22 protein-coding genes are annotated in these 25,251 nt (G+C 41.3%); 15 read left to right on the top strand and 7 right to left on the bottom strand.

Going from position 1 to position 25,251, the window contains the following annotated elements; all coding sequences use genetic code 11:
* Positions 1–43: 43 nt before the first annotated feature.
* On the bottom strand, positions 44–1,408 hold the full coding sequence (locus ACY650_RS14375; RefSeq protein ID WP_462248334.1) for an outer membrane beta-barrel protein: 1,365 nt from the start codon (positions 1,406–1,408) through the stop codon (positions 44–46).
* The gene (locus ACY650_RS14370; protein WP_462248333.1) at positions 1,308–1,865 is read right to left on the bottom strand and encodes an RNA polymerase sigma factor; all 558 of its coding nucleotides are present in this window, start codon (positions 1,863–1,865) and stop codon (positions 1,308–1,310) included. The genes ACY650_RS14375 and ACY650_RS14370 overlap by 101 nt, the downstream gene beginning before the upstream one ends.
* A gap of 78 nt (positions 1,866–1,943) precedes the next feature.
* Between ACY650_RS14370 and ACY650_RS14365 the strand changes: the two genes are divergently transcribed.
* Entirely contained in the window at positions 1,944–3,236 is a 1,293-nt protein-coding gene (locus ACY650_RS14365) for a type IX secretion system plug protein (RefSeq protein WP_462248332.1), read from the top strand.
* Here the strand turns inward: ACY650_RS14365 and ychF are convergent.
* Both ychF and ACY650_RS14355 read right to left on the bottom strand, forming a co-directional pair.
* Positions 3,233–4,330, bottom strand: coding sequence for a redox-regulated ATPase YchF (ychF, locus tag ACY650_RS14360; protein WP_462248331.1), 1,098 nt, complete (start codon positions 4,328–4,330; stop codon positions 3,233–3,235). The genes ACY650_RS14365 and ychF overlap by 4 nt on opposite strands.
* Positions 4,331–4,464: 134 nt before the next feature.
* A complete protein-coding gene (locus ACY650_RS14355) occupies positions 4,465–4,821 on the bottom strand; it encodes a DUF3276 family protein (protein WP_462248330.1) in 357 nt (118 codons plus the stop codon).
* A gap of 110 nt (positions 4,822–4,931) precedes the next feature.
* On the opposite strand from ACY650_RS14355, the gene ACY650_RS14350 reads away from it, so the two are divergent.
* Entirely contained in the window at positions 4,932–5,831 is a 900-nt protein-coding gene (locus ACY650_RS14350) for a DUF58 domain-containing protein (RefSeq protein ID WP_462248329.1), read from the top strand.
* 2 nt (positions 5,832–5,833) lie between these two features.
* On the opposite strand, the gene ACY650_RS14345 is transcribed toward ACY650_RS14350, so the two are convergent.
* Complete coding sequence (locus ACY650_RS14345; protein WP_462248328.1) at positions 5,834–6,178, bottom strand: 4Fe-4S binding protein; 345 nt, start codon at positions 6,176–6,178, stop codon at positions 5,834–5,836.
* Positions 6,179–6,275: 97 nt separating this feature from the next.
* On the opposite strand from ACY650_RS14345, the gene ACY650_RS14340 reads away from it, so the two are divergent.
* The 10 genes from ACY650_RS14340 (at position 6,276) to ACY650_RS14295 (ending at position 17,927) form a co-directional block, all read left to right on the top strand.
* Positions 6,276–7,274, top strand: coding sequence for an acyl-CoA reductase (locus tag ACY650_RS14340; RefSeq protein WP_462248327.1), 999 nt, complete (start codon positions 6,276–6,278; stop codon positions 7,272–7,274).
* 122 nt (positions 7,275–7,396) lie between these two features.
* A complete protein-coding gene (locus tag ACY650_RS14335) occupies positions 7,397–10,174 on the top strand; it encodes a bifunctional aconitate hydratase 2/2-methylisocitrate dehydratase (protein ID WP_462248326.1) in 2,778 nt (925 codons plus the stop codon).
* Between the two features lie 143 nt (positions 10,175–10,317).
* On the top strand, positions 10,318–11,049 hold the full coding sequence (locus ACY650_RS14330) for a hypothetical protein (protein ID WP_462248325.1): 732 nt from the start codon (positions 10,318–10,320) through the stop codon (positions 11,047–11,049).
* A gap of 389 nt (positions 11,050–11,438) precedes the next feature.
* Positions 11,439–11,786, top strand: coding sequence for a hypothetical protein (locus ACY650_RS14325; RefSeq protein ID WP_462248324.1), 348 nt, complete (start codon positions 11,439–11,441; stop codon positions 11,784–11,786).
* 175 nt (positions 11,787–11,961) lie between these two features.
* Positions 11,962–12,537 (top strand): hypothetical protein, encoded by a 576-nt coding sequence (locus ACY650_RS14320; RefSeq protein ID WP_462248323.1) that lies wholly within the window; start codon positions 11,962–11,964, stop codon positions 12,535–12,537.
* Positions 12,538–12,709: 172 nt separating this feature from the next.
* Positions 12,710–13,474, top strand: coding sequence for a hypothetical protein (locus ACY650_RS14315; RefSeq protein ID WP_462248322.1), 765 nt, complete (start codon positions 12,710–12,712; stop codon positions 13,472–13,474).
* A gap of 190 nt (positions 13,475–13,664) precedes the next feature.
* Positions 13,665–14,204: a hypothetical protein gene (locus tag ACY650_RS14310; RefSeq protein ID WP_462248321.1), complete on the top strand. Its 540-nt coding sequence runs from the start codon at positions 13,665–13,667 to the stop codon at positions 14,202–14,204.
* A 140-nt stretch (positions 14,205–14,344) separates the two neighbouring features.
* Positions 14,345–15,100 carry a hypothetical protein gene (locus ACY650_RS14305; protein ID WP_462248320.1) on the top strand — a complete coding sequence of 252 codons (756 nt, stop codon included), beginning with the start codon at positions 14,345–14,347 and terminating at the stop codon, positions 15,098–15,100.
* Positions 15,101–15,257: 157 nt separating this feature from the next.
* Entirely contained in the window at positions 15,258–17,144 is a 1,887-nt protein-coding gene (locus tag ACY650_RS14300; protein WP_462248319.1) for a T9SS type A sorting domain-containing protein, read from the top strand.
* A 138-nt stretch (positions 17,145–17,282) separates the two neighbouring features.
* Positions 17,283–17,927, top strand: coding sequence for a hypothetical protein (locus ACY650_RS14295; protein ID WP_462248318.1), 645 nt, complete (start codon positions 17,283–17,285; stop codon positions 17,925–17,927).
* A gap of 172 nt (positions 17,928–18,099) precedes the next feature.
* On the opposite strand, the gene ACY650_RS14290 is transcribed toward ACY650_RS14295, so the two are convergent.
* Positions 18,100–18,516, bottom strand: a complete 417-nt coding sequence (locus ACY650_RS14290) for an energy transducer TonB (RefSeq protein ID WP_462248317.1) — start codon at positions 18,514–18,516, stop codon at positions 18,100–18,102.
* Positions 18,517–18,608: 92 nt separating this feature from the next.
* Here ACY650_RS14290 and ACY650_RS14285 point away from each other — a divergent pair, with 92 nt between their 5' ends.
* The 3 genes from ACY650_RS14285 to ACY650_RS14275 all read left to right on the top strand — a co-directional run bounded on the left by ACY650_RS14285 (position 18,609) and on the right by ACY650_RS14275 (position 24,109).
* Positions 18,609–20,501, top strand: a complete 1,893-nt coding sequence (locus ACY650_RS14285; protein ID WP_462248316.1) for a YgiQ family radical SAM protein — start codon at positions 18,609–18,611, stop codon at positions 20,499–20,501.
* A 115-nt stretch (positions 20,502–20,616) separates the two neighbouring features.
* Entirely contained in the window at positions 20,617–23,271 is a 2,655-nt protein-coding gene (gene acnA / locus ACY650_RS14280) for an aconitate hydratase AcnA (RefSeq protein ID WP_462248315.1), read from the top strand.
* Between the two features lie 37 nt (positions 23,272–23,308).
* The gene (locus ACY650_RS14275) at positions 23,309–24,109 is read left to right on the top strand and encodes a phosphopeptide-binding protein (RefSeq protein WP_462248314.1); all 801 of its coding nucleotides are present in this window, start codon (positions 23,309–23,311) and stop codon (positions 24,107–24,109) included.
* Between the two features lie 50 nt (positions 24,110–24,159).
* Here the strand turns inward: ACY650_RS14275 and ACY650_RS14270 are convergent, their stop codons facing one another.
* On the bottom strand, positions 24,160–25,248 hold the full coding sequence (locus ACY650_RS14270) for a TolB family protein (protein WP_462248313.1): 1,089 nt from the start codon (positions 25,246–25,248) through the stop codon (positions 24,160–24,162).
* Between the last annotated feature and the right edge of the window lie 3 nt (positions 25,249–25,251).

Here is a 25,251-nt window from a genome sequence, read left to right as displayed (position 1 = left end):
GTTACATCTTTTATGCGAAATAGTACTTTTTTAGGATAGATGGCTATTTAAGCGTATATCGCAATCCTGTTTGGAGAACGAATCTAGATGGAGCAGCAACTCCATCGCTTATTGGAGTAATGGAGTGTCTGAAGTGAGGCTCCAAAGTAAAATTGAATTTATCAAAGATTGAATACCCAAATTCTAGCCCACCAATACCATCAAACGACCAATCATTGTAGAGGCCAAGGTTATTGCTGTTGAGGATTTCTTTCGTAGGATCGGAGAAGCTTCCATCTACTAAGTAGTTCGCAGAAAGACCAGCATTCAAGCGAAGACTGAATTTCTTGTTCACTACAAAATATCCGGCTTTGATCGGGATCGAAGCTATTTGCACATTGTTATTAACCTCCACTTCATGATCAAAATTTTCACGTACTTCAATATTAGCTTGTCTCGAACCTGATGGGACAGATTCTCCACTTGTTAGCCCTGTGGAGCTATCAACAAAATCTACATTATCTATGGTGTAAACATCTAGTACGCTAATTGAAGCTGTACCATTGTTGTCCATGTTGGTGTAAGCCAGACCACTTTCCAATGTCCACTTCTCTCCTATTTGAATTCCAAAATCAAATCCAATCGTTGTTGCAACTCCCTGATTCATACTTTCAGATATGCTTGTGGTTGGATTAACAAAATTGCCAGAACCCATTGCAGATGCTAAGGCTGTTGGGTTCAGAGAGCTTGCTACAGCTCCAGACTCTCCAAAATTCGAATTGAAAGTTCCTGCGCCTGCTTCTACTCCTGCCCATACTTTTGTAGCAGCATCATCACGAACTCTTCTTGAAGCACCGCTTGAAACTGCTTGGTGATACCTGTAAATATCATTTGTTGAATTAGCAGCATAGATCTGAGGTCTACGTCTTTCTATTCCTTTGATTTCATAAATCGGTTGTTCTTCTGGTTCAACCATCACATATGTCTCTTGTGGAGCGGATTGCACATCAACTTTTTCAAAGGTCAAATCCAAGGGTTGATACCCTGTGACATACGAGGAGTAGTAGTTATTGTAGTTTATGTCATTGGACAACAACGCATTGTAAGAGGTGGATTCCTCTTGCGTTTCATGAACAAATGAAGGTGAATAAATTACTCCAAGCAGCAATACGGCAATTACCACTGCAGCAACAGACACCCATTTATACATCAAATTTTGAGATGCATAAACAGCTACCAGGTCAGCATTTAACTCATTTTCAATATTCGTCCAAATGCCACTAGGTGCCTCTTTCGTTTGTCCTTCAAACTTCTTCCGGATACTATCTTCAAACCTCCCCGGACCCATATCGTATCTTATCTCTCTGCATGACCTTTTCAGCCAATAATGTTTTAGCCCTCGAATACTGAGATTTTGAAGTTCCTTCACTAATCTGCAGCTTCTTAGCTATCTCATGATGCTTATAACCTTCAATTGCAAATAAGTTGAAAATAACCTGACACCCGGTTGGAAGCTCTTGAATTAAACCTAAAAGCTCCTCATAACTTAGCTCAGATATGACTGATTCCTTTTCACTCCAGCCATCCAAGTCATTAACATCCACCATTGGATATAAATAAAGCTTGCTACGCTGATGATTAAGGGCAGTGTTGACAACTATCCGCTTTATCCAATACGCCAATGAAGAGTCTTTTCTGAAGTTTTTGATATTCTTGAAGACCTTGATAAAAGCTTCTTGAATAATATCCTCTGCCTCCTGTTGCATTTTAGAATACCGCAAAGCCACTAGATACATACCATCACAGTATTTATCATAGAGTGCCTGCTGATACTCTTTCTTGCCCTTTTGGCAGCCTTTAATCAATTTCTCTTCAGTTACCGACATTGACGTTGGTATTTAATAGACCCAAACCTTATAATTATAGTTGTAATGTATAATTTGGGCATTTCTACCTTTAAAGTTATGAAGAACCTTGCGATAATAGCAATAGCTCTGTTGTTAGTAAACTGTGAACCCCTTGTCCCCCAACAATCTACTGTCAGTAAAAAAATTATTTACGACAACTATGATTATGAAGATATCGTAGGGACTACGCAATTACTTCCACTAGAAGGACAACAACTGAAAGAATTAGAAAACCCTATCGTCGGACTAAATACTTCCGACAGGCTGCTTCTTTCTTTCGACCTATTGACAGATCAGTTTGAAAATTTGAGTGCTAGAATCATTCATTGCAATAAAGACTGGAATAAATCCGTCCTCCGAGACATGGAATTTCTTGGCCAAATAAACAATTATCGCATTACCGAATTTGACTACAGTCAAAATACTGTTCAACCATATATCAATTACCGACTCACGGTACCGACTCCAAGTCTTTCTGGCAATTACCTTCTTGTTGTTTTCAGAAGAGCGAATCCAGATGATGTAATTCTTACTCGTAGATTCCTTGTGATAGATAGCCAAGTGACCATCGGGCACACGGTAAGGGTTAGTACAACCATCGATAAAAGAAATGAAAACCAGCAGCTTGAGTATAGCATCAATTACGGAAACTTAATGGTAAATGCTCCTACCAAGGATATCAGCACGACCATCCTGCAAAACCACAATTGGAATACAGCGATAAGAAATGTCCCTCCAACGTTGATAAAAGCCAACGAAGGAGTATCAGAATTCATACATCTAGATTTGACAACCAATTTCCCCGGCTGGAACGAGTTCAGGTTCGCAGACTTGAGGACGTTTAGTGTATCCGGAAGGAATGTTGGACGAATTTCTAATTCTGGAACAAAAATTACTGCACCGCTCCTAATGTCTGGATCCAGGGGCCCACTCACCTATACACTCAATTTTCAGGATATCAATGGGAATTTTCTAATTCAAAACAATGATCCGGGTGAAGACATCCTAAACGCTGATTATGCCAATGTGAGATTCAGCATCAAATCACCACCTATCAATGGTGAAGTCTATGTGTGGGGACAATTTAACAACTGGGAACTTGAGGATAAAAACAGAATGAGGCACACCAGCGACAATGGCGTTAGCAGATACGAAACAAACTTGCTATTAAAGCAGGGCTATTATGAGTATCAGTATTACGTGAAGAGCAATACACTTCCTCCATATTACTTCGAGGGAAGTCATTTTCAAGCCGAAAATCAATATGAAATCCTGGTTTATTATAGAAAACCAGGAAATGTCTATGATGAGCTTGTTGGCTATAAAAGGTTTAGATCTCTTGAGCCTTAGACGTTGAATCTAAAATGCATTACATCGCCATCTGATACGACGTATTCTTTTCCTTCAATCGCGAGCTTACCAGCTTCTCTACAACCAGCCTCAGACTTGTATTCTTGGTAATCTGGTATTTTGATTACTTCTGCCTTGATGAATCCTTTTTCAAAATCGGTATGAATCACACCTGCAGCTTGCGGAGCCTTCCATCCTTTCTTAATCGTCCATGCTCTCACTTCCGTTTCGCCAGCAGTGAAATAGGTGATTAAGTCCAGTAGTGAATAAGAAGCTTTGATAAGTCTGTTTAGTCCCGATTCTTTTAAGCCATATTCTTCTAAGAACATTTGCTTTTCCTCAGGATCTTCAAATTCAGCGATCTGCTCTTCCAATCCAGCAGATACTAAAATCAGTTGAGCGTCTTCATTTTTGATATTTTCAGCCAATTTATTGCTCCACTCATTGCCTGAGTTTATTGATTCTTCATCAACGTTGGCAACGTAAATAATCGGCTTATCGGTTAGCAACTGAAGTCCTTTTACCCAAGCTCGAGGCTCTTTTTCCATTTCTAGCGAACGCGCATTCTGTCCGCTTTCGAGATGTGATTTAAACTGAACAAGTACTTCGTACTCCGCTTTAGCATCTTTATCGCCAGACTTGGCGATTTTCTCCACACGCTGAATTCGCTTATCTATAGATTCCAAATCCTTAAGCTGTAATTCAGTGTCGATCACTTCTTTATCTTCTATTGGATCAACTTTTCCAGAAACGTGTACAATGTTGTCATTGTCAAAACATCTGATCACGTGGATGATGGCGTCCACTTCCCTGATGTTAGCCAAAAACTGATTTCCAAGACCTTCTCCCTTGCTAGCTCCTTTCACCAAACCGGCGATATCCACAAATTCCATTACTGTAGGAAGAACCTTTTTAGGATTTACCAAATCAGAAAGGATTTGAAGCCTTTCATCAGGCACGGTAATCACCCCAACATTCGGCTCGATGGTGCAAAAAGGAAAGTTTGCAGCTTCAGCTTTCGCATTCGAGAGTGCATTAAAAAGTGTTGATTTGCCAACATTCGGTAGTCCGACGATTCCACATTGTAATCCCATAGGAAGAAAATATTATCTAAAGTTTTTAAGCCCAATGGCTTTTGCGGCGCAAAGCTACTTTATAAAATAAAAAAGCCCTCAGGAAATTTTCCTGAGAGCCTCTCTCTTCATACTTACTTAAAAGTTTCTTTATATCAATCCCACTTTAACTCGGAGTCTGCATCAGACACCTCTGCATTGGCAACAGGCTGTGCATCTTCATGATCTCTGTCAAATTGAGTGAAGTCAACTTCAGGCATTAATTCGTCCTTTACGTGATTCACTGTGGAATTTAGTGCATCTACAAACTTGTTGAAATCTTCTTTGTACAAGAAAATTTTGTGCTTCTCATAGAAAAAACCATCATCCTTAGGTTTCCTTTTACTCTCCGTAATCGTTAGGTAATAATCATTCGACCGTGTCGCTTTCACATCAAAAAAGTACGTACGCTTTCCCGCCTTTACTCTCTCTGAATAGATCTCGTCTCTTCCTTTTTCGTTATTATCTTCCACTTGTTTAAAATTTGTGTTAGGTGTTAGTTTTTACTAAAATCGGGCTAAATATACGGCATTATCTTTTTTATCTGCAAAATCACGCTACTATTAGCGTTTGAAACTCGAATATGACAACAAACATTTCAGAAATAAATCAATACGATAACCTGGGCTTAATAGCCAAACAGTTAGTTGATGGGTTTATTACAGGCCTCCACAAATCGCCATATCATGGCTTTTCTGTGGAATTTGCAGAACATAAACTTTACAACCAGGGTGAAAGTACCCGCCACATTGACTGGAAAGTTTTCTCTCGTACGGACAGACTTTATACCAAGCAATATGAAGAGGAAACCAACCTCCGATGCCGAATCTTGGTGGATAACTCTGCATCCATGCACTATCCGGCTCCGGGCAAAGACAAATTGAAATTCTCCGTATTTGCTGCATCTGCGCTATCCTACCTGTTGAGTAAGCAAAGAGATGTTGTAGGTCTATCGGTATTTTCCGACAAGATCGAAGAAGAGACAGACTTAAGAAGTACCAAAGCTCACTTAAACACGATCTTATCTAAGCTTTCCGAGCTGGAAAAAACGACACCTGAATCTCAAACTGATATTAGTTCTGTATTGCATGAAATCGCAGATAAGATCCACAAACGATCACTCGTAGTAATCTTCTCTGATATGTTTCAAAACAGCAATGAAGAAGAATTGCTTAACGCATTGCAACACCTGAAGCACAAAAAACATGAGGTGATCCTATTTCACGTGTCGGACTATTCAAGTGAGCTGCATTTCGAATTTGAGGATAGGCCATACAAGTTCATTGATCTTGAAACCAAGGAAACAGTAAAGCTTAATCCTCACGAGGTGAAAGATGTCTACAGAAAAGAGATGGCAAAATTCTACCAGGACCTTAAAATCAAATGCGGAATGATGAAGGTAGACTTCGTACCTGTCAACACCAATGATTCATTTGATAAGGTATTGGGAGCTTATTTGATCAAAAGAAAGAAAATGAGGTAGCCTTATAGGTGCAACCACTCTTTCTTAGCAGTAAGTTCTTCTTCTGTCTCTACGTAATCTGGATCTGGAACACAGCAATCTACCGGGCATACTGCAGCACACTGCGGCTCCTCGTGGAAACCAGTACACTCCGTACACTTACCTGGAACGATGTAATAGAATTCATCTGAAACAGGCTCCTGGATTTCTTTAGCATCTACTTTGGAACCATCTTCCATTTCGATATCCTTCAAATCTGTACCATCAGCCCATCTCCATTCTACGCCGCCTTCATAAATAGCTGTATTTGGGCATTCGGGTTCGCATGCTCCACAATTGATACATTCGTCGGTGATAATAATTGCCATAGAAAAAACGCTTTTTTTCGTGTTACAAATGAATGAACAAAATTAATCGCAATAAGTTTGCAGCCCAACCTGGAAAGGCGAACAATTTCAATTTTTTATGAACATTCAAGATAAAATTGCTGCTTTCACTAAGCTCGGAGAGAAAATCTCACAATTATCAAGCGATGAATTGCTTCAAATGGCTGGTCCGGCAAGGGCTGCCAATGGCTGGTTTTCTGAAGAAAATGTGCGGAATGCGCTCGAAGGTATCAGTTTTATGCTGCAAGCAGGCAAGCTGAAGGAATGGGTCGAAAGATACAATTTCGAAAATGTAAGCCCTAAAGTAGTTGGAGTGATCATGGCTGGAAATATTCCACTTGTTGGCTTCCATGATCTCCTGTCTGTGCTGATATCTGGACATTTTGCAGCGGTGAAACCAAGCAGCGATGATCAATTTCTTACCAAAATCATGGTGGATTGGATCATTGAGATTGAGCCGAGGTTCAAAAAGAACATTGAACTGCGAAATAAACTCACCGAGATTGATGCGGTCATCGCCACAGGCAGTGACAATACAGCCAGGTACTTTGAGTACTATTTCAAAGACATCCCTTCGATCATTCGAAAGAACCGAACCTCTGTTGCGATACTCAATGGAAAAGAAAGTCCGAAAGAATTGGAAGCGCTAGGTGAAGACATCTTCTCCTACTATGGACTCGGATGCAGGAACGTTTCTAAAGTGTTTACTCCGAAAGGGTATGACCTAAGAGATGCTTTCCCTCATTTCGAAACTTACGGCGAGGTAGTGAATCACAACAAATACCGAAACAACTACGACTATTACAAATCCATTTATTTGGTAAACAAAACCCCACATTTAGATACAGGATTCTTGCTTGTCAACTCCACGGATGACCTGGTGTCGCCAACAAGCGTTCTTTATCACCAAGAATACGATTCAATCGAGAATCTTCAAACCATTCTCGATTCCAAAAAAGACAAAATCCAATGCATTGTAGGCAAAGACTTTATTCCGTTCGGGAAAGCCCAACGACCAGAGCTTTGGGACTATGCCGATGATGTAGATACGATGGAGTTTTTGGCGGGATTGAACTAATCGTTAACTCAATGGATTTAGCAGATTAATCAGTCAAAGAATCAATTATCTTTGTCGCCCCTTGAAAAAGGAAGAGAAAGGCTATTTCTCACCCGTGTTGAACATTTTAAAGAATTTAAAATATGAGCTTGTATAAAGGATATACAGAAGAAATCGAAGAACGAAAAGGTCAAGGTCTTCACCCAAAACCAATTGAAGATGCTGATTTATTGAATGAGATTATTGATCAAATCAAAGACACCAATCATTCAGATCGTGAAGATTCGCTCAAATTCTTTATTTACAACACACTGCCAGGAACTACCAGTGCTGCTGGCGCTAAGTCAAAGTTTTTAAAGGAGATCATTCTTGGAACGTCTGTTGTAGAAGAAATCTCAACAGCATTTGCGTTTGAATTACTCTCTCACATGAAGGGCGGCCCTTCTATCGAGGTGCTATTAGATTTAGCCTTAGGTGATGATGCTGCAATCGCGGAGCATGCAGCGAAAGTTCTAAAGACACAGGTATTCCTTTACGATGCAGACACAGATCGCTTAGAGGCAGCTTACAAAAGCGGCAATGCGATCGCAAAAGAAATTATTGAAAGCTATGCACAAGCAGAGTTTTTCACCAAGCTTCCAGAAGTAGACGAAGAAATTGAGATAGTGACGTTCATCGCAGGCGAAGGCGACATCTCAACGGATTTACTTTCTCCAGGAGCAGATGCTCACTCACGATCAGACAGAGAGCTTCACGGGCAAAGCATCTTCGAGCATGACAAGCAAATGCAGAGTGACCTCAAGGCATTGAAAGAGCAGCATCCAGACAAGCGTGTGATGCTGATTGCTGAAAAAGGTACCATGGGTGTGGGATCTTCGAGAATGTCAGGGGTGAATAACGTAGCACTTTGGACCGGTATTCAGGCCAGCCCTTACGTTCCATTCATCAACATTGCACCCATCATCGCAGGCACGAATGGCATTTCTCCAATCTTCTTGACAACAGTTGGTGTGACTGGAGGTATTGGAATCGACCTTAAAAACTGGGTGAAGAAGAAGGATGCCGACGGGAACAACGTGGTTGACGCAGATGGAGAGGCAGTATTGGAAGAAGCATATTCAGTAGCTACTGGTACGGTTTTGACCATCAACACGAAAACAAAGAAATTATATAATGGCGATCAAGAGCTGATTGACATTTCAAGCTCATTGACTCCACAGAAGGTAGAGTTTATCAAAGCAGGCGGATCGTATGCGGTAGTATTCGGCAAGAAGCTTCAAACATTCGCAGCTAAGGTATTGGGCATCGAAGCACCGGTCGTATACGCACCTTCGAAAGAAATTACGAAAGAAGGTCAAGGCCTTACCGCTGTAGAAAAGATCTTCAACAAGAACGCTGTTGGAACTACGCCGGGCGCTACGCTTCATGCTGGCTCTGATGTGCGTGTAGAAGTAAACATTGTTGGTTCGCAGGATACCACTGGACTGATGACTTCTCAGGAACTTGAGGCGATGGCTGCAACAACCATCTCTCCTATCGTAGATGGTGCATACCAATCGGGTTGTCACACAGCTTCAGTTTGGGATAAGAAAGCGCAAGTGAATATTCCAAAGTTGATGAAGTTCATGAACGACTTTGGTTTAATTACCGGACGTGATCCTAAAGGTGTATATCACGCAATGACCGACGTGATCCACAAAGTATTGAATGACATCACTGTTGATGACTGGGCGGTGATCATCGGAGGAGACTCTCATACGAGAATGTCGAAGGGCGTTGCGTTTGGAGCTGACTCTGGAACTGTGGCACTGGCATTGGCAACTGGAGAAGCTTCCATGCCGATTCCTGAATCTGTGAAGGTAACCTTCAAGGGTGAGATGAAGCCATACATGGACTTCCGTGATGTGGTACACGCTACTCAGGCACAGATGCTTTCACAATATGACGGTGAGAATGTATTCCAGGGAAGAGTGATTGAAGTACACATCGGTACGCTTACCTCTGACCAGGCATTCACTTTCACCGACTGGACCGCAGAGATGAAGGCGAAAGCTTCGATCTGTATCTCTGAAGACGAGACGTTGATTGAGTCATTGGAGATTGCCAAAGGCAGAATCCAGATCATGATCGAGAAGGGGATGGATAATGAGCAGCAAGTGCTTCAAGGATTGATCGATATTGCGGACAAGCGAATTAAAGAAATCAAGTCTGGTGAAAAGCCAGCGATCCAGCCGGATGCAGATGCAAAATACTACGCTGAGGTTGTAGTTGATTTGGACATCGTAGGTGAGCCAATGATTGCTGATCCGGATGTAAACAACATCGACGTTTCCAAGCGATATACGCACGACACGATACGACCGCTATCCTACTACGGTGGCGAGAAGAAAGTAGACCTTGGCTTCGTAGGATCTTGCATGGTGCACAAAGGCGACATGAAAATTCTCGCGCAGATGCTGAAGAACATTGAGCAGCAGCAAGGCAAAGTAGAATTCCAGGCGCCGTTGGTAGTGGCCCCTCCTACATACAACATTGTGGACGAGCTGAAGGAAGAAGGAGATTGGGAAGTATTGCAGAAGTACTCAGGCTTTGAGTTTGACGATGACGCACCGAAGAACGATGCACGTACGAAGTACGAGAACATCCTTTACCTGGAGCGACCAGGATGTAACCTGTGTATGGGTAACCAGGAGAAAGCTGAGCCAGGCGATACGGTAATGGCTACTTCTACCCGATTATTCAAAGGAAGAGTGGTGAAAGACGGAGAAGACAAGAAGGGAGAATCACTGCTTTCTTCCACTCCGGTTGTGGTTCTTTCCACGATCCTTGGAAGAACACCTAAGATGGACGAGTACGAAGCAGCAGTACAAGGCATAGACCTGACGAAGTTCAAGCCTTCAACCAAGCAGCTGGTGAGGTGACAGCATAGCTGCTCTTAAAATTTCAAAGCCCGAGTCGATTGACTTGGGCTTTTTTGTTTTTAATCCGAATTTTAAACGGTTATTAACCTTTAAACGGAATTATTCCGTATACTTCGGTTGTTATATACAACCCGGCATTCCATATGAACAGATTCTGCGTACTAGCATTTTTTGGAATTTTAACTTTCTCTTGTTCACAGCAAACTCCAAAGATCGACTATGAAAATCAGATTGATACTGTTGCTACAATTCTCAATATTGTTGAAGACACAACTAAAATTCTAGTATCTGAACTTCCGGTTCGATTCGATAGCACTGAAGTTCTGATATATGCTGTTAGACTTGTTAACCTTCAGGAACGCGGTGGCTATAGCAAGTTTGGTTCTGGTTCATATAGTAGCTCGAATATAAGCTCCAGTTATTTCAACAAAGACAATCTGTCTGGCCAATTCATCAACCTTGTTTTTGAGGATGAAACCGGAAATAGGACTCCATTGACTAATCACAAGATGACAATTAACAGAGTATTGTTTCTGAGGGGGATTTACAACCACACTGAACAGCAATATTTGATGTACACTCTATATGACAGAGACACGAACGGAGATGGTCGAATTAACAGAAGAGACTTAGAGTCACTTTATCTGAGCGACATTGACGGAAAGAATTTCAAAAAAATATCAAAGGAGCTGCATGAATTCTATGACCATCGAACACTAAAGAATGATAACAAATTGTATTTCAGGACTTTAGAAGATATTAACAAAGACGGGAAGCTCAACAATCAAGATAAATTCCACTATTATAAAATTGAATTCCAAGAGGATGGATTCAAAATCGATGAGTATAGCCCAATTGATGCATTTAGTCAATAAATGATAAATAACAGATGCTTTCAACTCATCTGCAGCTCATCCCGGCTAGCGCAAGCTTGTAGCTTGTGTTCATTCCTCCGAATCCTCAATACGCAAGTTGATTAGTGAGACACAAACCTTGGCGTAGAACATATGATACAGGCTACTAACAACCGTTAGCACGAATGCGCCAACTACCACTTTACAGATTTCAGTGCGAACTTCACCATGAATCTGCCGCTGAGACAGGTCGGTGCTTTCTACTTGGCACATCTCGCAGGATTTTTCTCTTTTAGTGCGCAGTACATTCTGATACTTTGGAAGCACCAGCAGATTCGTTAGTTTTATCTGAACTTGTCAAGTTCGGGGCGCACTCCTGCTAGCCAAGCGTTAGGCTCAATATCGTTTTTATGAAATGGATCGCATTCACATTAATCATATTTACTTATCTCAAAGCAGCTGGACAGGAACAGCAAGAGAACAAAAACTCTGAGAAGATCTGCTTAGCTGTCACATGCGGTGATGTAGGATTTACAAAGTGTTTTAGAAACTCAGATGATTTGGTAAGCTTTTTATTTATAAACGAGGTAGATAAGGTCAATAGTAACGCAGGCTTGAAATCATTAGATAAGACTGAAATAGCTGTTCAGTACCCTGGAATGGAAAAATACTGTAACCGTTTGGTCAAACTTAACATTAAGAAGAAGCAATTCGACCAGTTAAGTGAAGAATTTAAACAGCGGCTAAGCGGGATTTAACTGAGCCCCTGCTAGCGCAATTTTGTAGCTTGTGCTTATTCCTCTGAATGCTAACGAAAAGAAAATTGGTTTGTGAAGACACAAACCATGGCATAGGGCGGTATGAGATACTTTTATTTACAGATTTTTGAAAAATCTAGCTTACGGATGATAGTTAGACGTTAACTACAATTAGATGATCGATTTCAGTAACATAAGAGAACACGAGATAGAAAGACCAAATGTTTGGACTTGTCTTGGCTCGCCAGAAGATTTCGATTCATTATCTGATGAGTTTAAAGATCAAATTAAATTTTTAGATAAAGAAGCATCTGATTTCCTCTACAAATATTTTGAAGCTTCAAAATTTCATACTGGTCCGATGTGGGAGCCATTTGACAAAAAGAACTTTAAATATGTTGAAAAAATAGCTACAGGTGAAGACGAACAGAAAACAAAAAAATGGCTTTTCAACAGAGGGATTGCATTTTCAAAATGGGTTTATGTTCTACTTAATTATGGAAATGGACCTTTAATGATGACTTGGAAAATGGTCATAAAAAATTGTGAATCACTTTTCTTTGCTGATGATGTAGTGATTTTTGACGAATCGAATCAATGGTGCTTATCCTACTGGCATGAAGACGAGATGTTTTTCGGAAAAATTAACATGACTGATCCTGAAGTTGGATACAAGGAGGTTGAAGTGATGAGTGAAATGGAAAAAAAGTATCCAGGATATAAACATCCATTGAAGGAAAATAAAAAGTAGTTACCTCCTGCTAGCGCAAGTTTGTAGCTTGTGCTTATTCAACCATATCCTCATAAAGTGAAAATTGGTTTATGAAGACACAAACCTTGGCATAGGTTAGAATAATAGTGGAAAGGATATATTTGAAGGGTAACAAGCAATACAGTGTTGTTATACAGATGTTCTCCGAACAATGCAAATAGCAGATCTCTTTCCGACCGAATCAAGATTGATACTTAATCCATACAAACTCTCTGGACGCGATCTCATAATAAGTGCACTGAGTGAATTGCTATTCTATGGATTGTTGAAACTAAGCGAATGTAAAGTTGATGGTGCTCAATATCAGTTTATAGAGATAGAAGCTATAAATGGTAAACAGCAACTTAGAAATTATCATGAATTGATATTATCAGCAGCGAAAGATCATTATCAATACTATCCAGAACCGATCGATAAAGATTCGATACTTACACCTATCAGATTAGTCAGAGATGTTTACGGGGAATTAAATTTCAAGTATTTCAGATTCAAGAATTCTTACATCTTAAGTTCTTTAAGAAAAGAAAAAGTTTGTAGAACAACCTTCCCATTCTACTATTTGAAAAGAATTCTAACAAAAGAAGGCAAGGAACTTGAACGAAGAATAAAACATCTAGTGGCGGAACTTGAAAACTACTACGCTTATTACAAGGAACATGAGCCTCAAAAAATAAGGCAGATAGTAGAAGATCTTGGACCCAACATTCTCTTGGCTTATAATATTAAGAGGATCTCTAAGGAGCTGAAAATCTGGAAAAACGAAGGCTTTTTTGATTCAGAATTTTCTCTTTATCTGAATTCCATAAATGCTGAATCCTTCGACTTTGAATTCTCAAATCTAGATCTGCCATCTTTTGAATTTCCAACACTTGACCCAATCGATTTTGGAGGCGATTCTCCTTTCGGCGGAGATTAATGGTGAGTTAATTTAAACCCCTGCTAGCGCAAGCTTATAGCTTATGCTCAAGCTTCGGATCCTCATTAAGCGCAACTTAGTTTGTGAAGGCTCAAACCATGGCTTGGGTTAGAATAATGGTTGGAAAGGATATATTTGATGGGTAATTATCGAAATGTCTTCTACTCAGATGTTAATTTCCATTCAGAACATGCAGAAATCCAACTGCCTAATCCTATTCTTTATTCTAACTTTCTCAGCTTGCGAACCGCTTGAACAGGAAAAAGAGTTAATAAATCAAGAAATTGAGGTTGAACTACCAATAAGAACTTACTACTACATTCCTGGGGATGCTGCAAAACGATTTGGACTGAAACGAAAGGTACAAATCATTCGAATTGAAGAGGCAATCACACACGAGGCAGCAAAATTTTACTTGAACAAACCAACTCAACTTCGAATTACGACTGAACAACTGACAGACTATCCAATTTCAATAAAAGAGATCAAAAATGCCAAAGTTGACACCTCTAACATTGAGAATTTCTTGGTAACTGTCACGCCAACTGATTCTGCATTCCAATTTGCAGTTTATCGGGATTTCAGCGAAAGAAATGCCATTTTTTCTAGAATAACCTACGATAAAGAACATGATAGTTTAGTTCACAGCGCATTTCTTATGAAGAAAGAAATGATTGAAGGAATCATCAAATTCAATGTAGAACAGGAATCTAACAGTCGTTATCACTAATACCCCTGCTAGCGCAAGCTTGTAGCTTGTGCTCATTCTTCCAAATCCTCACAAAGTGAAAATTGGTTTGTGAAGACACAAACCATGGCATTAGATTCGCTAGATTTAAACGAATAAAGTAGACGGTTGACTTATATACTTTGCGATTCGCAGGCTATCCAGAAGTTGACTCAGATGCTCAAGCCATGAGAAATATCATTTTTGTAATATGGGTTATTGGATTCAATTGTCAAGCTCAGAGGATTGATAACATTCTTGATCTCGAACTCTATTTACCAAATGAAGCAGAAACTTGGTATAATAAAAACTACAATAAGGAAATAAAATCTGATATCTGGATCCTTGGCTCTATCTTCAATGCTCCCAGCAATGCATCAAAAAAAGTAGGTGACCTGATTACATATTATGATCCTGCTTTTGGCAATTTCATACTTCAATTCAGAACTGTTGACGGATCCGTATTAAAAGAAATTCGCAATGTCGGAGATTGGGGATACGGTGTTCATCTTAATGTAATAGGATCGACTGATGGGTTTATCAGATTTCCAGATGAATTCTTAAATAGTGTTGCTTGGATTAAGGTAGGTAATGGCCTCAATTCAATTAATGGTTATGTATCTACTTTTTTAGATCAAATTGTTTCACTACCAACCATTTCAGTGAAGACATATCCAGATGGGGTAGAACAGTTAATAAAAAGAGGTAATTACGTAATTGAAAAACGTCAAGGAAACAGTTTCATAATTCGAAGTGAAATACCATCTGACATGCCTTGCGGAAGTGATATTAAAAAGGTAGAAATGAATTCTTTACCTCGATATCAACTAATGATAAAGAATTTGATTAAAGAGGATAGTGAATTCTCAATTGAATTAGCATACCCAAGAGGTTGTTGAATTAACCTCCAGCACTCACGCAACCATTCGAATAATAAGTGAGTTTGGGCTAATGAAGCACTTGCAAGACTAAACCTAATCGTATATGTGTGATAGTAGATGATTGAATACGGTAGGCAGCTTGTATGTGATTCGATAAACATCAAATCATCTACCAATGACTAGAACTCACCTTTTATCTGTCATTTTGTGCCTTAGTGCTACAACCTTAGCTGCACAAAACCTGGAGATGCAATACCCTGGATTGCATGGTTTTCTTGCCAGCTATTCGGATACACCTCCTCCTGAATACAATGCAGGCCTTGGATTTTATTCTGCCGTATGGTCCTTAACACCTGAACCTGTTTATGGTTTCCAGATAGGCCTTCCCGGTACTTGGCTGACACCCGACAACAGTGACAACACCACTGAACCCCTGTGCCCAATTGGCACCTTCGCCAGAGACAACTGGCCCGAAAGAGGGCCTACTTATGCCGATGTATTTCAGACCATAGAAGGTGGCTTAGGGTATTGGGCAGCCAACCAATTTCAATATGGACCTCCCAAATACAGCATGAATAGCACACCTAATTGCTACACAGAACAGGTTGCTTCACCGGGATGGCGATTTTTCGGCAGTACTACCCCACTCGCTGACGATGTGTTAGGCATTGCTCAGCTAAGCAATCGACTGATCATCCCACCGGATGGTTTGCCTTTCGATGGAGAGCCAAACGGAGAATTTTTAGGATATAGCTATTTATCACTGCCTTTAACTAACGCCAAGACCAGTCCAAACATCATCGGCAATAACAATTGGACCTTGTTTCTAAATGCTGAAAATTTCAAAGGGCCTCTTGCGCTCTTTGTACCGGATGTCTGGACCAAAGTGTCCATCGGACAGGATTTTGGCGAAGGAAGAGGATTGGATTCAAAACAGATAAACACAGGAGGCCTTGGCGGCACCATGGAAATGAGTTTGGTGCCATTCTTTTCGGAAGAAATCAATGGCACCACTTATACCAAAATCCCACAAATACAATTCCCAGTTAACGCAAACAACGAAACCACACTGGTGAGAGACCTTGCTTACTTTTCTCAGGATGCGTTATATAATGATGTTTTAAGCTGGAAGAATGGAACCTCAGATATTCCATCCGGCACCTTTGAAACCAATGGTGTTTACTTCCCGGAAATGTCAACATCCCCGGTAAACTATAGCCAAGATGGGCAAGGAATCAACGGGATAAATGAAATGGTTCAACCTACGATCTTCAGCGATCAGTCTTTTGGTTTGGTTTGGGAGGACCCAGGAAATGACGACATGGCTAAGTTTCCGCAATATTTTAGAGTCGATGGTGAAACCAGAACTGCCATATCTGAATCCGAAATACCAGCCAACAGCGCATTGCTAAATGCTTCTTTTGAGACGCCTGGAGAAAGTGATTTTATTTACGAAGCAGAATTAGTCGGCGCATGGGCCAATCCGGCCTCAGGTCCTCATACTAAAGAGCTTGTTGATGGATCGATAGTCACCTACTACTGGTATAAGTTTATTGACCAGCCCGTATTCCGACAATTTGATTGGACAGAACAAGAGCGCAATGAAATCCAAGATTTGGTAGTGCAAATGCATCAAAACTGGACGATGGATAAAGAATACATGCACCCGCTTAGTGAAGGAGAATTAGTCTCGTTTGATAATAATTTGATCGTTGAGCCTCCGGCTGGATTAGAATATGGTTATGTGCCGATCGTTACGCGCCAATCTTCGATTGAAGATGCAATACCCATGGTGCTGTCCATTGATGAGGCTGGTGAACTAGCAGATCAAGTATCCATATACCCGAATCCTTTTAAAAACAGCCTTATCATAAATAACTCCAGTAATAAAAAACTGGAATACAGAATCATTGGTATCGATGGTAAAACAATGTCGGAAGGCACCCTATCAGCCGGTGAGAATAGAATCAATGCGCCAGGTAATAGTACCGGACTTTATATTTTGCAATTGTCAGATCCTAAAGAAGGAACTTACATGGAATTCAAAATATTAAAATCATAAATGCATCGAAAGGGCCTTGCCTAGGTTCGTATCTTTTGTGCTTATAGCACAGATCAGCTAGCTTCGCCATGCGGTGTATATGAGGGGAATTCAACCATCGACACACTTATTAAACAACGGCAAAAATTAAAAAAACACATGTCACCAAGAATAACAACATGCCTATTTGCAAGCTTATTCAGCCTGTCAACATTAAACCTCTTTGGACAATCAGGAACAGCAGGAAATTTAGCTTCAAATAACTATCAGCAAGCTGTCATATACTTGAATTCAGGGAAACAGATAGACTGTGAAATTCTGCTTTTTAAGAAAGATACCCTTCATCATTCCAGTAAAATCAAATACAGGTTGGGTAGAGAAAAAAAGAGTGAGAAATTGTTAAAAATTGACTCTATAAAATTGGGCGACGTTTTATACGAGAAATTAACATTTAAAAGCGGTAACAGGACGTATACCAAACTTATAACAAGAGTGCTGAAAGGAGAAAGCTCATTGCTTATATCACATTGGGTAAACGATAGCGGGTACACGTTCGTAACCGATAAGGCTGATTACATGACCTACGATTATTATGTTCAAAAGAATGGGAAGATTGTAAAAATTAAAAGATCAGGCTTTTCTGTATTGGGCAAATCAGTAGATGAGCATGGAACCATCATCAGGCAGTTACAGAAAATACATCCTGACTGCTCTGCTTTAGAAATAGATGCAAAGGATAGAAAAATAACCTATGATGACATTCCTGAACTAATTGAGTTGGCAAATTCTTCATGTGGATCTTAGGATCATTTTTTACTTCAGCTTTGACTCTGTAGCCTAGGTTCATGTCTTCACGAACATCCAGATGTTTTATATCCTCATGAATTTAGAATGGTTTGTGAAGACACAAGCTTTTGCTTGCGATATTGACTTTTCCATGGCCTAGGAGCTACTACCAACTACTTTCTTAAAGAACTTATAACTTCTTTTCAAATACAACCTTAAGTAACTTCCTCTGTCTAACCGGCACCCCATCTTTGGTAGCAGGATCCCATTTTGGCATAGATTCAATAAGTCTAACAGATTCTTTATCCGCACCTCCACCAATTCCTTTTCGAACTGAGATAACACTTACTGATCCATCTTTTTCAATAATAGTCTCAACGTAAACATCACCTGAAATATTCATCCTGATCACTTGTTTGGGGTATTTCAAATTTTCCTCCACGAATTTTTTAAATCCCCTATCTCCTCCTTCAAAGTAAGCTACTTGCTCTAAATCAACATCCTCGTAAATACGAGCTGATTCGCCGCGCCATTCATCGACTAAGGACTGTGCTTCCGTACTAAAAACAACAAAAATTAGACTTAACAAGAGTATTATCTTTTTCATGGTAATGATTTTCTCAAAACTAACGCTATTCGAAAGAAACCTATCACTCACCTTAAACACTCCATCCCGCTTTTCTCCCGTATCTTTGCCCCATGGCAATAACTAGGCGTGTGACAGATTGGCTGCCCATCACCAAAAAGGAGGTGGAGATGCGAGGGTGGGATCAGCTCGATGTAGTGATCGTTTCAGGAGATGCCTATGTGGATCATCCGGCTTTCGGCACCGCCGTAATCGGCCGAATCATTGAGAGCGAAGGGCTCAAAGTGGGAATCATACCGCAACCTAACTGGCGCGATGACTTGCGTGACTTCAAAAAATTTGGAAAGCCTAGATTGTTTTTCGGTGTGACCTCCGGCTGCATGGACTCAATGGTCAACCATTACACTGCCAACAAACGTAAGCGCTCCAATGACGCCTACACCCCGGGAGGCGAACCCAACTTCCGCCCGGACTATGCGACAGTCGTTTATTCCAAGATCTTAAAAGAACTTTATCCCGATGTACCTGTAGTTATCGGCGGCGTAGAAGCCAGCCTCCGAAGAGTGACCCACTACGATTACTGGTCCGATGAACTCAAGCCTTCCATCCTACTGGATAGTGAAGCAGACTTATTGGTATATGGCATGGGCGAGCAACCATTGCGCGAGCTTATCCGACTGCTCAAAAAGGGAGTGCCAATGGATCAGATTCAAAACATCGCCCAGACCAGCTACCTCATTCCAAGAAAATCTGATGCACCAGCCTATGATGGCTGTGAAACCATCTACCTCAGCTCTCACGAGAAGTGCCTGCGCGACAAAAAGGCTTATGCGAAAAATTTCAAGCACGTAGAGCAAGAATCCAACCGACTACAAGCCGACCGCATCATTCAGGCAGCAAGTGATTACCAGATTATCATCAACCCACCATACTACACAATGACGGAACAGGAAATGGATCAGTCCTTTGACCTTCCGTATACGCGACTGCCACATCCGAAGTATGCGAAGCGCGGAAACATCCCGGCTTATGAGATGATTAAGTTCTCCATCAACATGCATCGCGGCTGCTTTGGTGGATGTAGCTTCTGTACCATCTCGGCACATCAGGGCAAGTTCATTGCGAGCCGAAGTGAAGAGTCCATCATGAAAGAAGTGGACAAGGTGACACAGATGGAAGACTTCAAAGGGTACATCTCCGACCTTGGTGGCCCAAGTGCGAATATGTACAAGCTTAAAGGCAAGGTGCAAAGTATCTGTGACCGATGCGTGAGTCCTTCATGCATTCACCCGGTAGTTTGCTCCAACCTGGACACAGATCACACACCGATGACGGAGCTTTACAAAAAAGTTGATAAACATCCACAGGTGAAGAAGGCATTTGTAGGTAGTGGCATTCGTTACGATTTACTTGTAAAAGACTACAACAAAAACGCCAACGACAGCATCGACACGTACATGGAGCAGGTGGTGTCAAGACATGTTTCTGGTAGATTGAAAGTGGCCCCGGAGCATACCTCCGATGACACACTCAAAATAATGCGGAAACCATCCTTCAAGCACTTTCATCAATTCAAGAAGAAGTTTGACCAAATCAACCAAAAGCTGGGATTGAAGCAGCAGCTCATCCCCTATTTCATTTCCAGTCACCCAGGCTGTGAAGAGCAGGACATGGCCAATCTGGCAGCGGAGACTAAAGACATGGGCTTCAAGCTTGAGCAAGTGCAGGACTTCACGCCTACACCGATGACCGTGGCTACCGTGATCTACTATTCGGGTTATCACCCATACACCCTAAAGCCGACATATGTTGCGAAGACGGAGAAGCAGAAGCAAAACCAGCACATGTTCTTCTTCTGGCATAAGAAGGAATACCAACATCGAATCAAGGACAAGCTGCTGAACAAAGGGCGTGGCGATCTAGTGGCGAAACTACTCGGTCATACGTTTGGAAAAAAAGAAGACAGAAACCGCTCCTTTAGCAAAAAACGCAAATCCAGAAGGTAGCCACTCATCTGAGCGTCATCGTTCTAAGTTGTGACAAACGAACTTTAGTGAGGCTTTAATGTTTTATTTTTAAGGACAATCAGTCATTTAATCGCAAACATTAAAATACCATTCTATGCCTCAGGATTTTTTTGGAATCGAAAAAGAACTTTCCTCACAACTCGGAACTCACAAATACTTCAGCTTGAAAGACCTCGCTGAAAGTAAACCGGAAGTAAAAAAGCTTCCATATGCTATTAGAATTCTTCTCGAAAATGCCATCAGAAATTACGATGCATTTGCTGTCACAGAGGAGCATTTGGAAACCATCCTCAACTGGAAAAATACTGCCGGTGAGAAAGACATCCCATACAGCCCTGCCAGGGTACTGATGCAAGATTTTACAGGTGTCCCTGCGGTTGTTGACATTGCCTCCATCCGTGCTGAGGTGGGCAGAAAGGGGAAAGACACTAGCAAAACCAATCCTGTGGTTCCTGCAGACATGGTAATCGATCACTCCGTAGTAGTGGATCACTTTGGTACACCTGAGGCATACCAAAAGAACGTAGATCTGGAATACGAACGAAATGAAGAACGATACAAACTGTTGAAATGGGGACAGCAAGCGTTCAGCAATTTCAGTGTCGTTCCTCCAGGCATGGGCATTTGCCATCAGGTAAATCTGGAATATTTAGCTAAAGGTGTGATTCAACGAGATGGATATTTGTTCCCGGACACCTTGGTAGGCACCGACTCTCATACGCCTATGGTAAATGGTATCGGTGTACTTGGTTGGGGTGTTGGCGGCATCGAGGCGGAAGCAGCCATGTTGGGTCAACCGATTTATATGATCTTACCACAGGTGATCGGACTGAAGATTACCGGCAAAATGGTTGAAGGAACAACTGCTACCGACTTGGTATTGACCATCACTCGACTGTTAAGAGACTATGGTGTGGTCGGAAAGATCGTTGAAGTATTCGGACCCGGATTAGCGAACCTCGCTGTTACAGACAGAGCGACCATTTCAAACATGTCCCCTGAGTTTGGTTGCACAGATACGCATTGGCCAATCGATTCGCAAACATTGGATTACATGCGAAAAACGAGCAGACCAGAAGATCACATCGACATGGTAGAAGCTTACGCAAAAGCCAACCTTCTTTGGAGAGACGATTCCGCAGAAATCGAATATACTGACGTGATCGAGCTGGACTTAGGAACGGTGGAACCGACGATTTCAGGACCAAAAAGACCACAAGACAAGATCTTATTGAGAGAAGCAAAGCCTCAAATCGATAAGTTGCTAACTGATTTTGACTCTAAGCGTCAAAGCATTAAAGTATCTACTAAAGACTACGGCGATTTCACGCTTGATGAAGCTTCTGTCGTAGTTGCAGCGATCACTTCATGTACGAATACTTCTAACCCTAGCGTAATGATTGGAGCTGGGCTCGTGGCTAAGAAAGCCAACGAACGAGGCCTACAAATTAAACCTTGGGTAAAAAGCTCACTCGCTCCGGGATCGAGAGTAGTGACAGAATACCTGGATAAATCTGATTTGAGCAAAGAACTAGACGCATTGAAATTTCACACCGTGGGATATGGATGTACGACGTGTATTGGAAATTCAGGAGATATGATTCCTGAAGTTCAAAAGGCAGTCATTGAAAACAACATGGTAGTTTGTTCTGCCCTGTCCGGGAATCGAAACTTTGAAGCTCGAATCCATCCAAACATTAAGATGAACTTCCTTGCATCTCCGATGCTGGTTGTGGCATATGCGCTAGCCGGCACAATGGATTTCGACATGAACAACGATTCGTTGGGTGACGATCAAAATGGAAATCCTGTTTACTTGAAGGACATTTGGCCTTCTTCTGCCGAGATCATGGAAGTGATGACGCAGGTAGTAAAACCCGAAGATTATAAAAGCAACTACGAGACCATCTTTGATGGAGACGATGCGTGGAGAAACCTGAAAGCACCAACCGGAAAGACCTACGATTGGGATTCAAATTCTACTTACATTCAGGAAGCTCCATTCTTCAAAAACATCTCAGAGACCGTACCTAATCCTGAAGACATCCACGGGGCGAGCGTATTGCTCCAGTTGGGTGATATGGTCACTACAGATCATATTTCACCGGCCGGCAAATTCTTACCAGAACATCCAGCCGGACAATATCTGGTGAATCATGGGGTAGAAAAAAGAGATTTCAACTCATACGGTTCCAGAAGAGGTAACCACGAGGTAATGATGCGAGGAACGTTTGCAAACGTTCGGATCAAAAATAAGCTCGCATCTAGAGAAGGTGGCTGGACCCGATACATTCCAACAGGTGAAGAAATGCCAATTTTCGATGCTTCCATGAAGTACCAAGAAGAAGGCACACCATTGGTGGTGATCGGAGGAAAAGAATACGGATCGGGATCTTCAAGAGATTGGGCTGCAAAAGGCACCCAGCTTTTAGGTGTCAAGGCAGTAATTACGGAGAGCTACGAACGTATCCATAGATCAAACCTTGTAGGAATGGGTGTAATGCCATTACAATTTCAAGCAGGAGAAACACAAGACACCTTGGGATTGAACGGTGAAGAGAAATATGACATCACTGGTATTTCATCGGATTTGACTCCAGGAAAACTGGTGGATGTAAAAGCTACCAAGAAAGATGGATCAGAAGTCAACTTTAAGGCACTTGTTCGACTGGATTCAGGCGTAGATGTAGAATACTATAAACATGGAGGCATCCTCAATTATGTATTGAGAAACTTCTTGAAAGACTAGAACCTTTAACTTTAAACCTTACGATAATCAATAAATCATGAAAACCAACGTAACTAAACTCTTAGCGCTCCTATTCGCTAGTTCCATGATCATCGGATGTACATCCAACCAGCAATCAGGAGAAAGTGCAGAAGAAGCAGCAGTTGAAGAATCTGCGCCTACCATCACTTTGACCAAAGCACCAGCATCACCGGAATATCCTGATGCGCAACTATCCAAACTTGGTGTGACAACCACTGCAACGGACAGTGGATTTGTTGTGGACTACAACTTTGACGTTCAAAATTATGAGCTCGGGGCACAAACGGAAGATGCAGCAACAAGAGGAATTGCAAACTCTGGTAAAGGTCAGCACATACACTACATTGTTAACAATGGACCATATGCAGCTCATTACATGCCAGGAGTTAACGATATGCTAGATGAAGGAAATTATGTTGTTCTTGCTTTCCTTTCAAGGTCTTATCATGAAAGCGTAAAAAGCGAAGGTGCTTTTTATGTAGAAAACTTAACACTAGGTGATGTAGAAGCAAACGACGCAGATTTGACTGCTCCACATCTATTTTATAGCCGTCCAAAAGGCTCATACAAGGGGGACGATACGAAGAAAGTAATGCTTGACTTTTATTTGCTAAACACTACGCTTTCAGCAGATGGAAATAAAGTAAGAGCTACTATCAATGGCACAGAGTTTATGATAGACGAATGGGCTCCACACTACATCGAGGGACTTGAGATGGGTACAGTAACCATCAAACTTGAGCTTATCGATGCGGATGGAAATGCTGTTCCAGGACCATTCAATTCAGTTGAACGTACTGTAACCCTTGAAGAGTAATCAAAAGGAAATATGAAATTGAAATCCCGACCATCAAGGTTGGGATTTTTTTATTCCACCCACTCAGCAACAAAGAGGTTTGTATCTCTATTTCCACCGTTGTTTCTATTCGATGCCCAAACCAAGTACTTACCGTCAGGGCTAAACATTGGAAACGAATCAAAAGTATCATCAAAGGTCACTTGCTCTAATCCTGTCCCGTCCAGATTGATTAAGAATAGGTTGAAAGGGAAACCTCTCTGCGATGCGTGGTTAGAAGAAAATAAAATCTTATTTCCATCAGGTGTAAAGAATGGCGCCCAGTTGGCATTCCCAAGTTCAGAGATTTTTCTTGCATCAGATCCATCGGCATTTGCAACGTAAAGCTCCATTTTGGTCGGCTGCACCAATCCCTGGCTTAATAAATCTTTGTATTCTGCGATTTCCTCCTCCGTCTGCGGACGTGAGGCACGCCATACGATTTTGCTTCCATCAGGTGAGAAGAAAGCCCCACCATCATAGCCAAGTTCATGCGTTAATTGCACCACATCAGAGCCATCAAGATTCATCGTGTAAAGTTCTAAATCACCGGATCTTGTTGAAGTAAAAATGATTCGATCGCCATTGGGGGACACTGTGGCTTCAGCATCGTATCCTTCTTCATTGGTCAACTGATTAACTATCTCTCCATCTAAGTTTGCAACAAAGATGTCATAGCCTTCATAGATTGGCCACACATATTTACCAGAGCTTCTAGATGGAGTTGGAGGACAAAGGCTATCCGCTAAGTGTGTTGACCCATAGACGATCAAAGAATCTCCAGGCAGGAAATATGAACAGGTTGTTCTTCCCAATCCAGTACTAACCATTGGTGGTCTAACACCTTTTTCAACGTTGTTTACATCTAAGGTGAAAATCTGATCACATTCCACACCCCATTCAGCGTAGTCTGACTGAAATACCAATTTTGAACCATTAAAGCTCCAATATGCTTCCGCATTATTACCGCCCCATGATAACTGACGTACATTTTTTAAGTGCACTTCGTCAGCGTAACGTAGAGAATCCACAACTTCTGTTTCAACCTCAGATGTTGATTTTGAAGTTTGTGTGCAGCCAAAAACGATCAATAAAATGAATAAAAACAAAAAATTCTTCATGGG

The organism is Ekhidna sp. (assembly GCF_963691765.1).
In the GTDB taxonomy this organism is placed as follows: Bacteria; Bacteroidota; Bacteroidia; order Cytophagales; family Cyclobacteriaceae; genus Ekhidna.
Note: the sequence above shows the minus strand (reverse complement) of the source record. Positions and strands in the feature narration are given on the sequence as shown.

Coding starts and splice junctions, on each gene's coding strand:
- ACY650_RS14310 (WP_462248321.1), top strand. CDS start 13,665: ATGCAGAAATCCAACTGCCTAATCCTATTCTTTATTCTAACTTTCTCA.
- ACY650_RS14290 (WP_462248317.1), bottom strand. CDS start 18,516: ATGAAAAAGATAATACTCTTGTTAAGTCTAATTTTTGTTGTTTTTAGT.
- ACY650_RS14270 (WP_462248313.1), bottom strand. CDS start 25,248: ATGAAGAATTTTTTGTTTTTATTCATTTTATTGATCGTTTTTGGCTGC.
- ACY650_RS14320 (WP_462248323.1), top strand. CDS start 11,962: ATGATCGATTTCAGTAACATAAGAGAACACGAGATAGAAAGACCAAAT.
- ACY650_RS14285 (WP_462248316.1), top strand. CDS start 18,609: ATGGCAATAACTAGGCGTGTGACAGATTGGCTGCCCATCACCAAAAAG.
- ACY650_RS14345 (WP_462248328.1), bottom strand. CDS start 6,178: ATGGCAATTATTATCACCGACGAATGTATCAATTGTGGAGCATGCGAA.
- ACY650_RS14350 (WP_462248329.1), top strand. CDS start 4,932: ATGACAACAAACATTTCAGAAATAAATCAATACGATAACCTGGGCTTA.
- ACY650_RS14300 (WP_462248319.1), top strand. CDS start 15,258: ATGACTAGAACTCACCTTTTATCTGTCATTTTGTGCCTTAGTGCTACA.
- ACY650_RS14340 (WP_462248327.1), top strand. CDS start 6,276: ATGAACATTCAAGATAAAATTGCTGCTTTCACTAAGCTCGGAGAGAAA.
- acnA (WP_462248315.1), top strand. CDS start 20,617: ATGCCTCAGGATTTTTTTGGAATCGAAAAAGAACTTTCCTCACAACTC.
- ACY650_RS14365 (WP_462248332.1), top strand. CDS start 1,944: ATGAAGAACCTTGCGATAATAGCAATAGCTCTGTTGTTAGTAAACTGT.
- ACY650_RS14370 (WP_462248333.1), bottom strand. CDS start 1,865: ATGTCGGTAACTGAAGAGAAATTGATTAAAGGCTGCCAAAAGGGCAAG.
- ychF (WP_462248331.1), bottom strand. CDS start 4,330: ATGGGATTACAATGTGGAATCGTCGGACTACCGAATGTTGGCAAATCA.
- ACY650_RS14325 (WP_462248324.1), top strand. CDS start 11,439: ATGAAATGGATCGCATTCACATTAATCATATTTACTTATCTCAAAGCA.
- ACY650_RS14315 (WP_462248322.1), top strand. CDS start 12,710: ATGCAAATAGCAGATCTCTTTCCGACCGAATCAAGATTGATACTTAAT.
- ACY650_RS14335 (WP_462248326.1), top strand. CDS start 7,397: ATGAGCTTGTATAAAGGATATACAGAAGAAATCGAAGAACGAAAAGGT.
- ACY650_RS14275 (WP_462248314.1), top strand. CDS start 23,309: ATGAAAACCAACGTAACTAAACTCTTAGCGCTCCTATTCGCTAGTTCC.
- ACY650_RS14330 (WP_462248325.1), top strand. CDS start 10,318: ATGAACAGATTCTGCGTACTAGCATTTTTTGGAATTTTAACTTTCTCT.
- ACY650_RS14295 (WP_462248318.1), top strand. CDS start 17,283: ATGTCACCAAGAATAACAACATGCCTATTTGCAAGCTTATTCAGCCTG.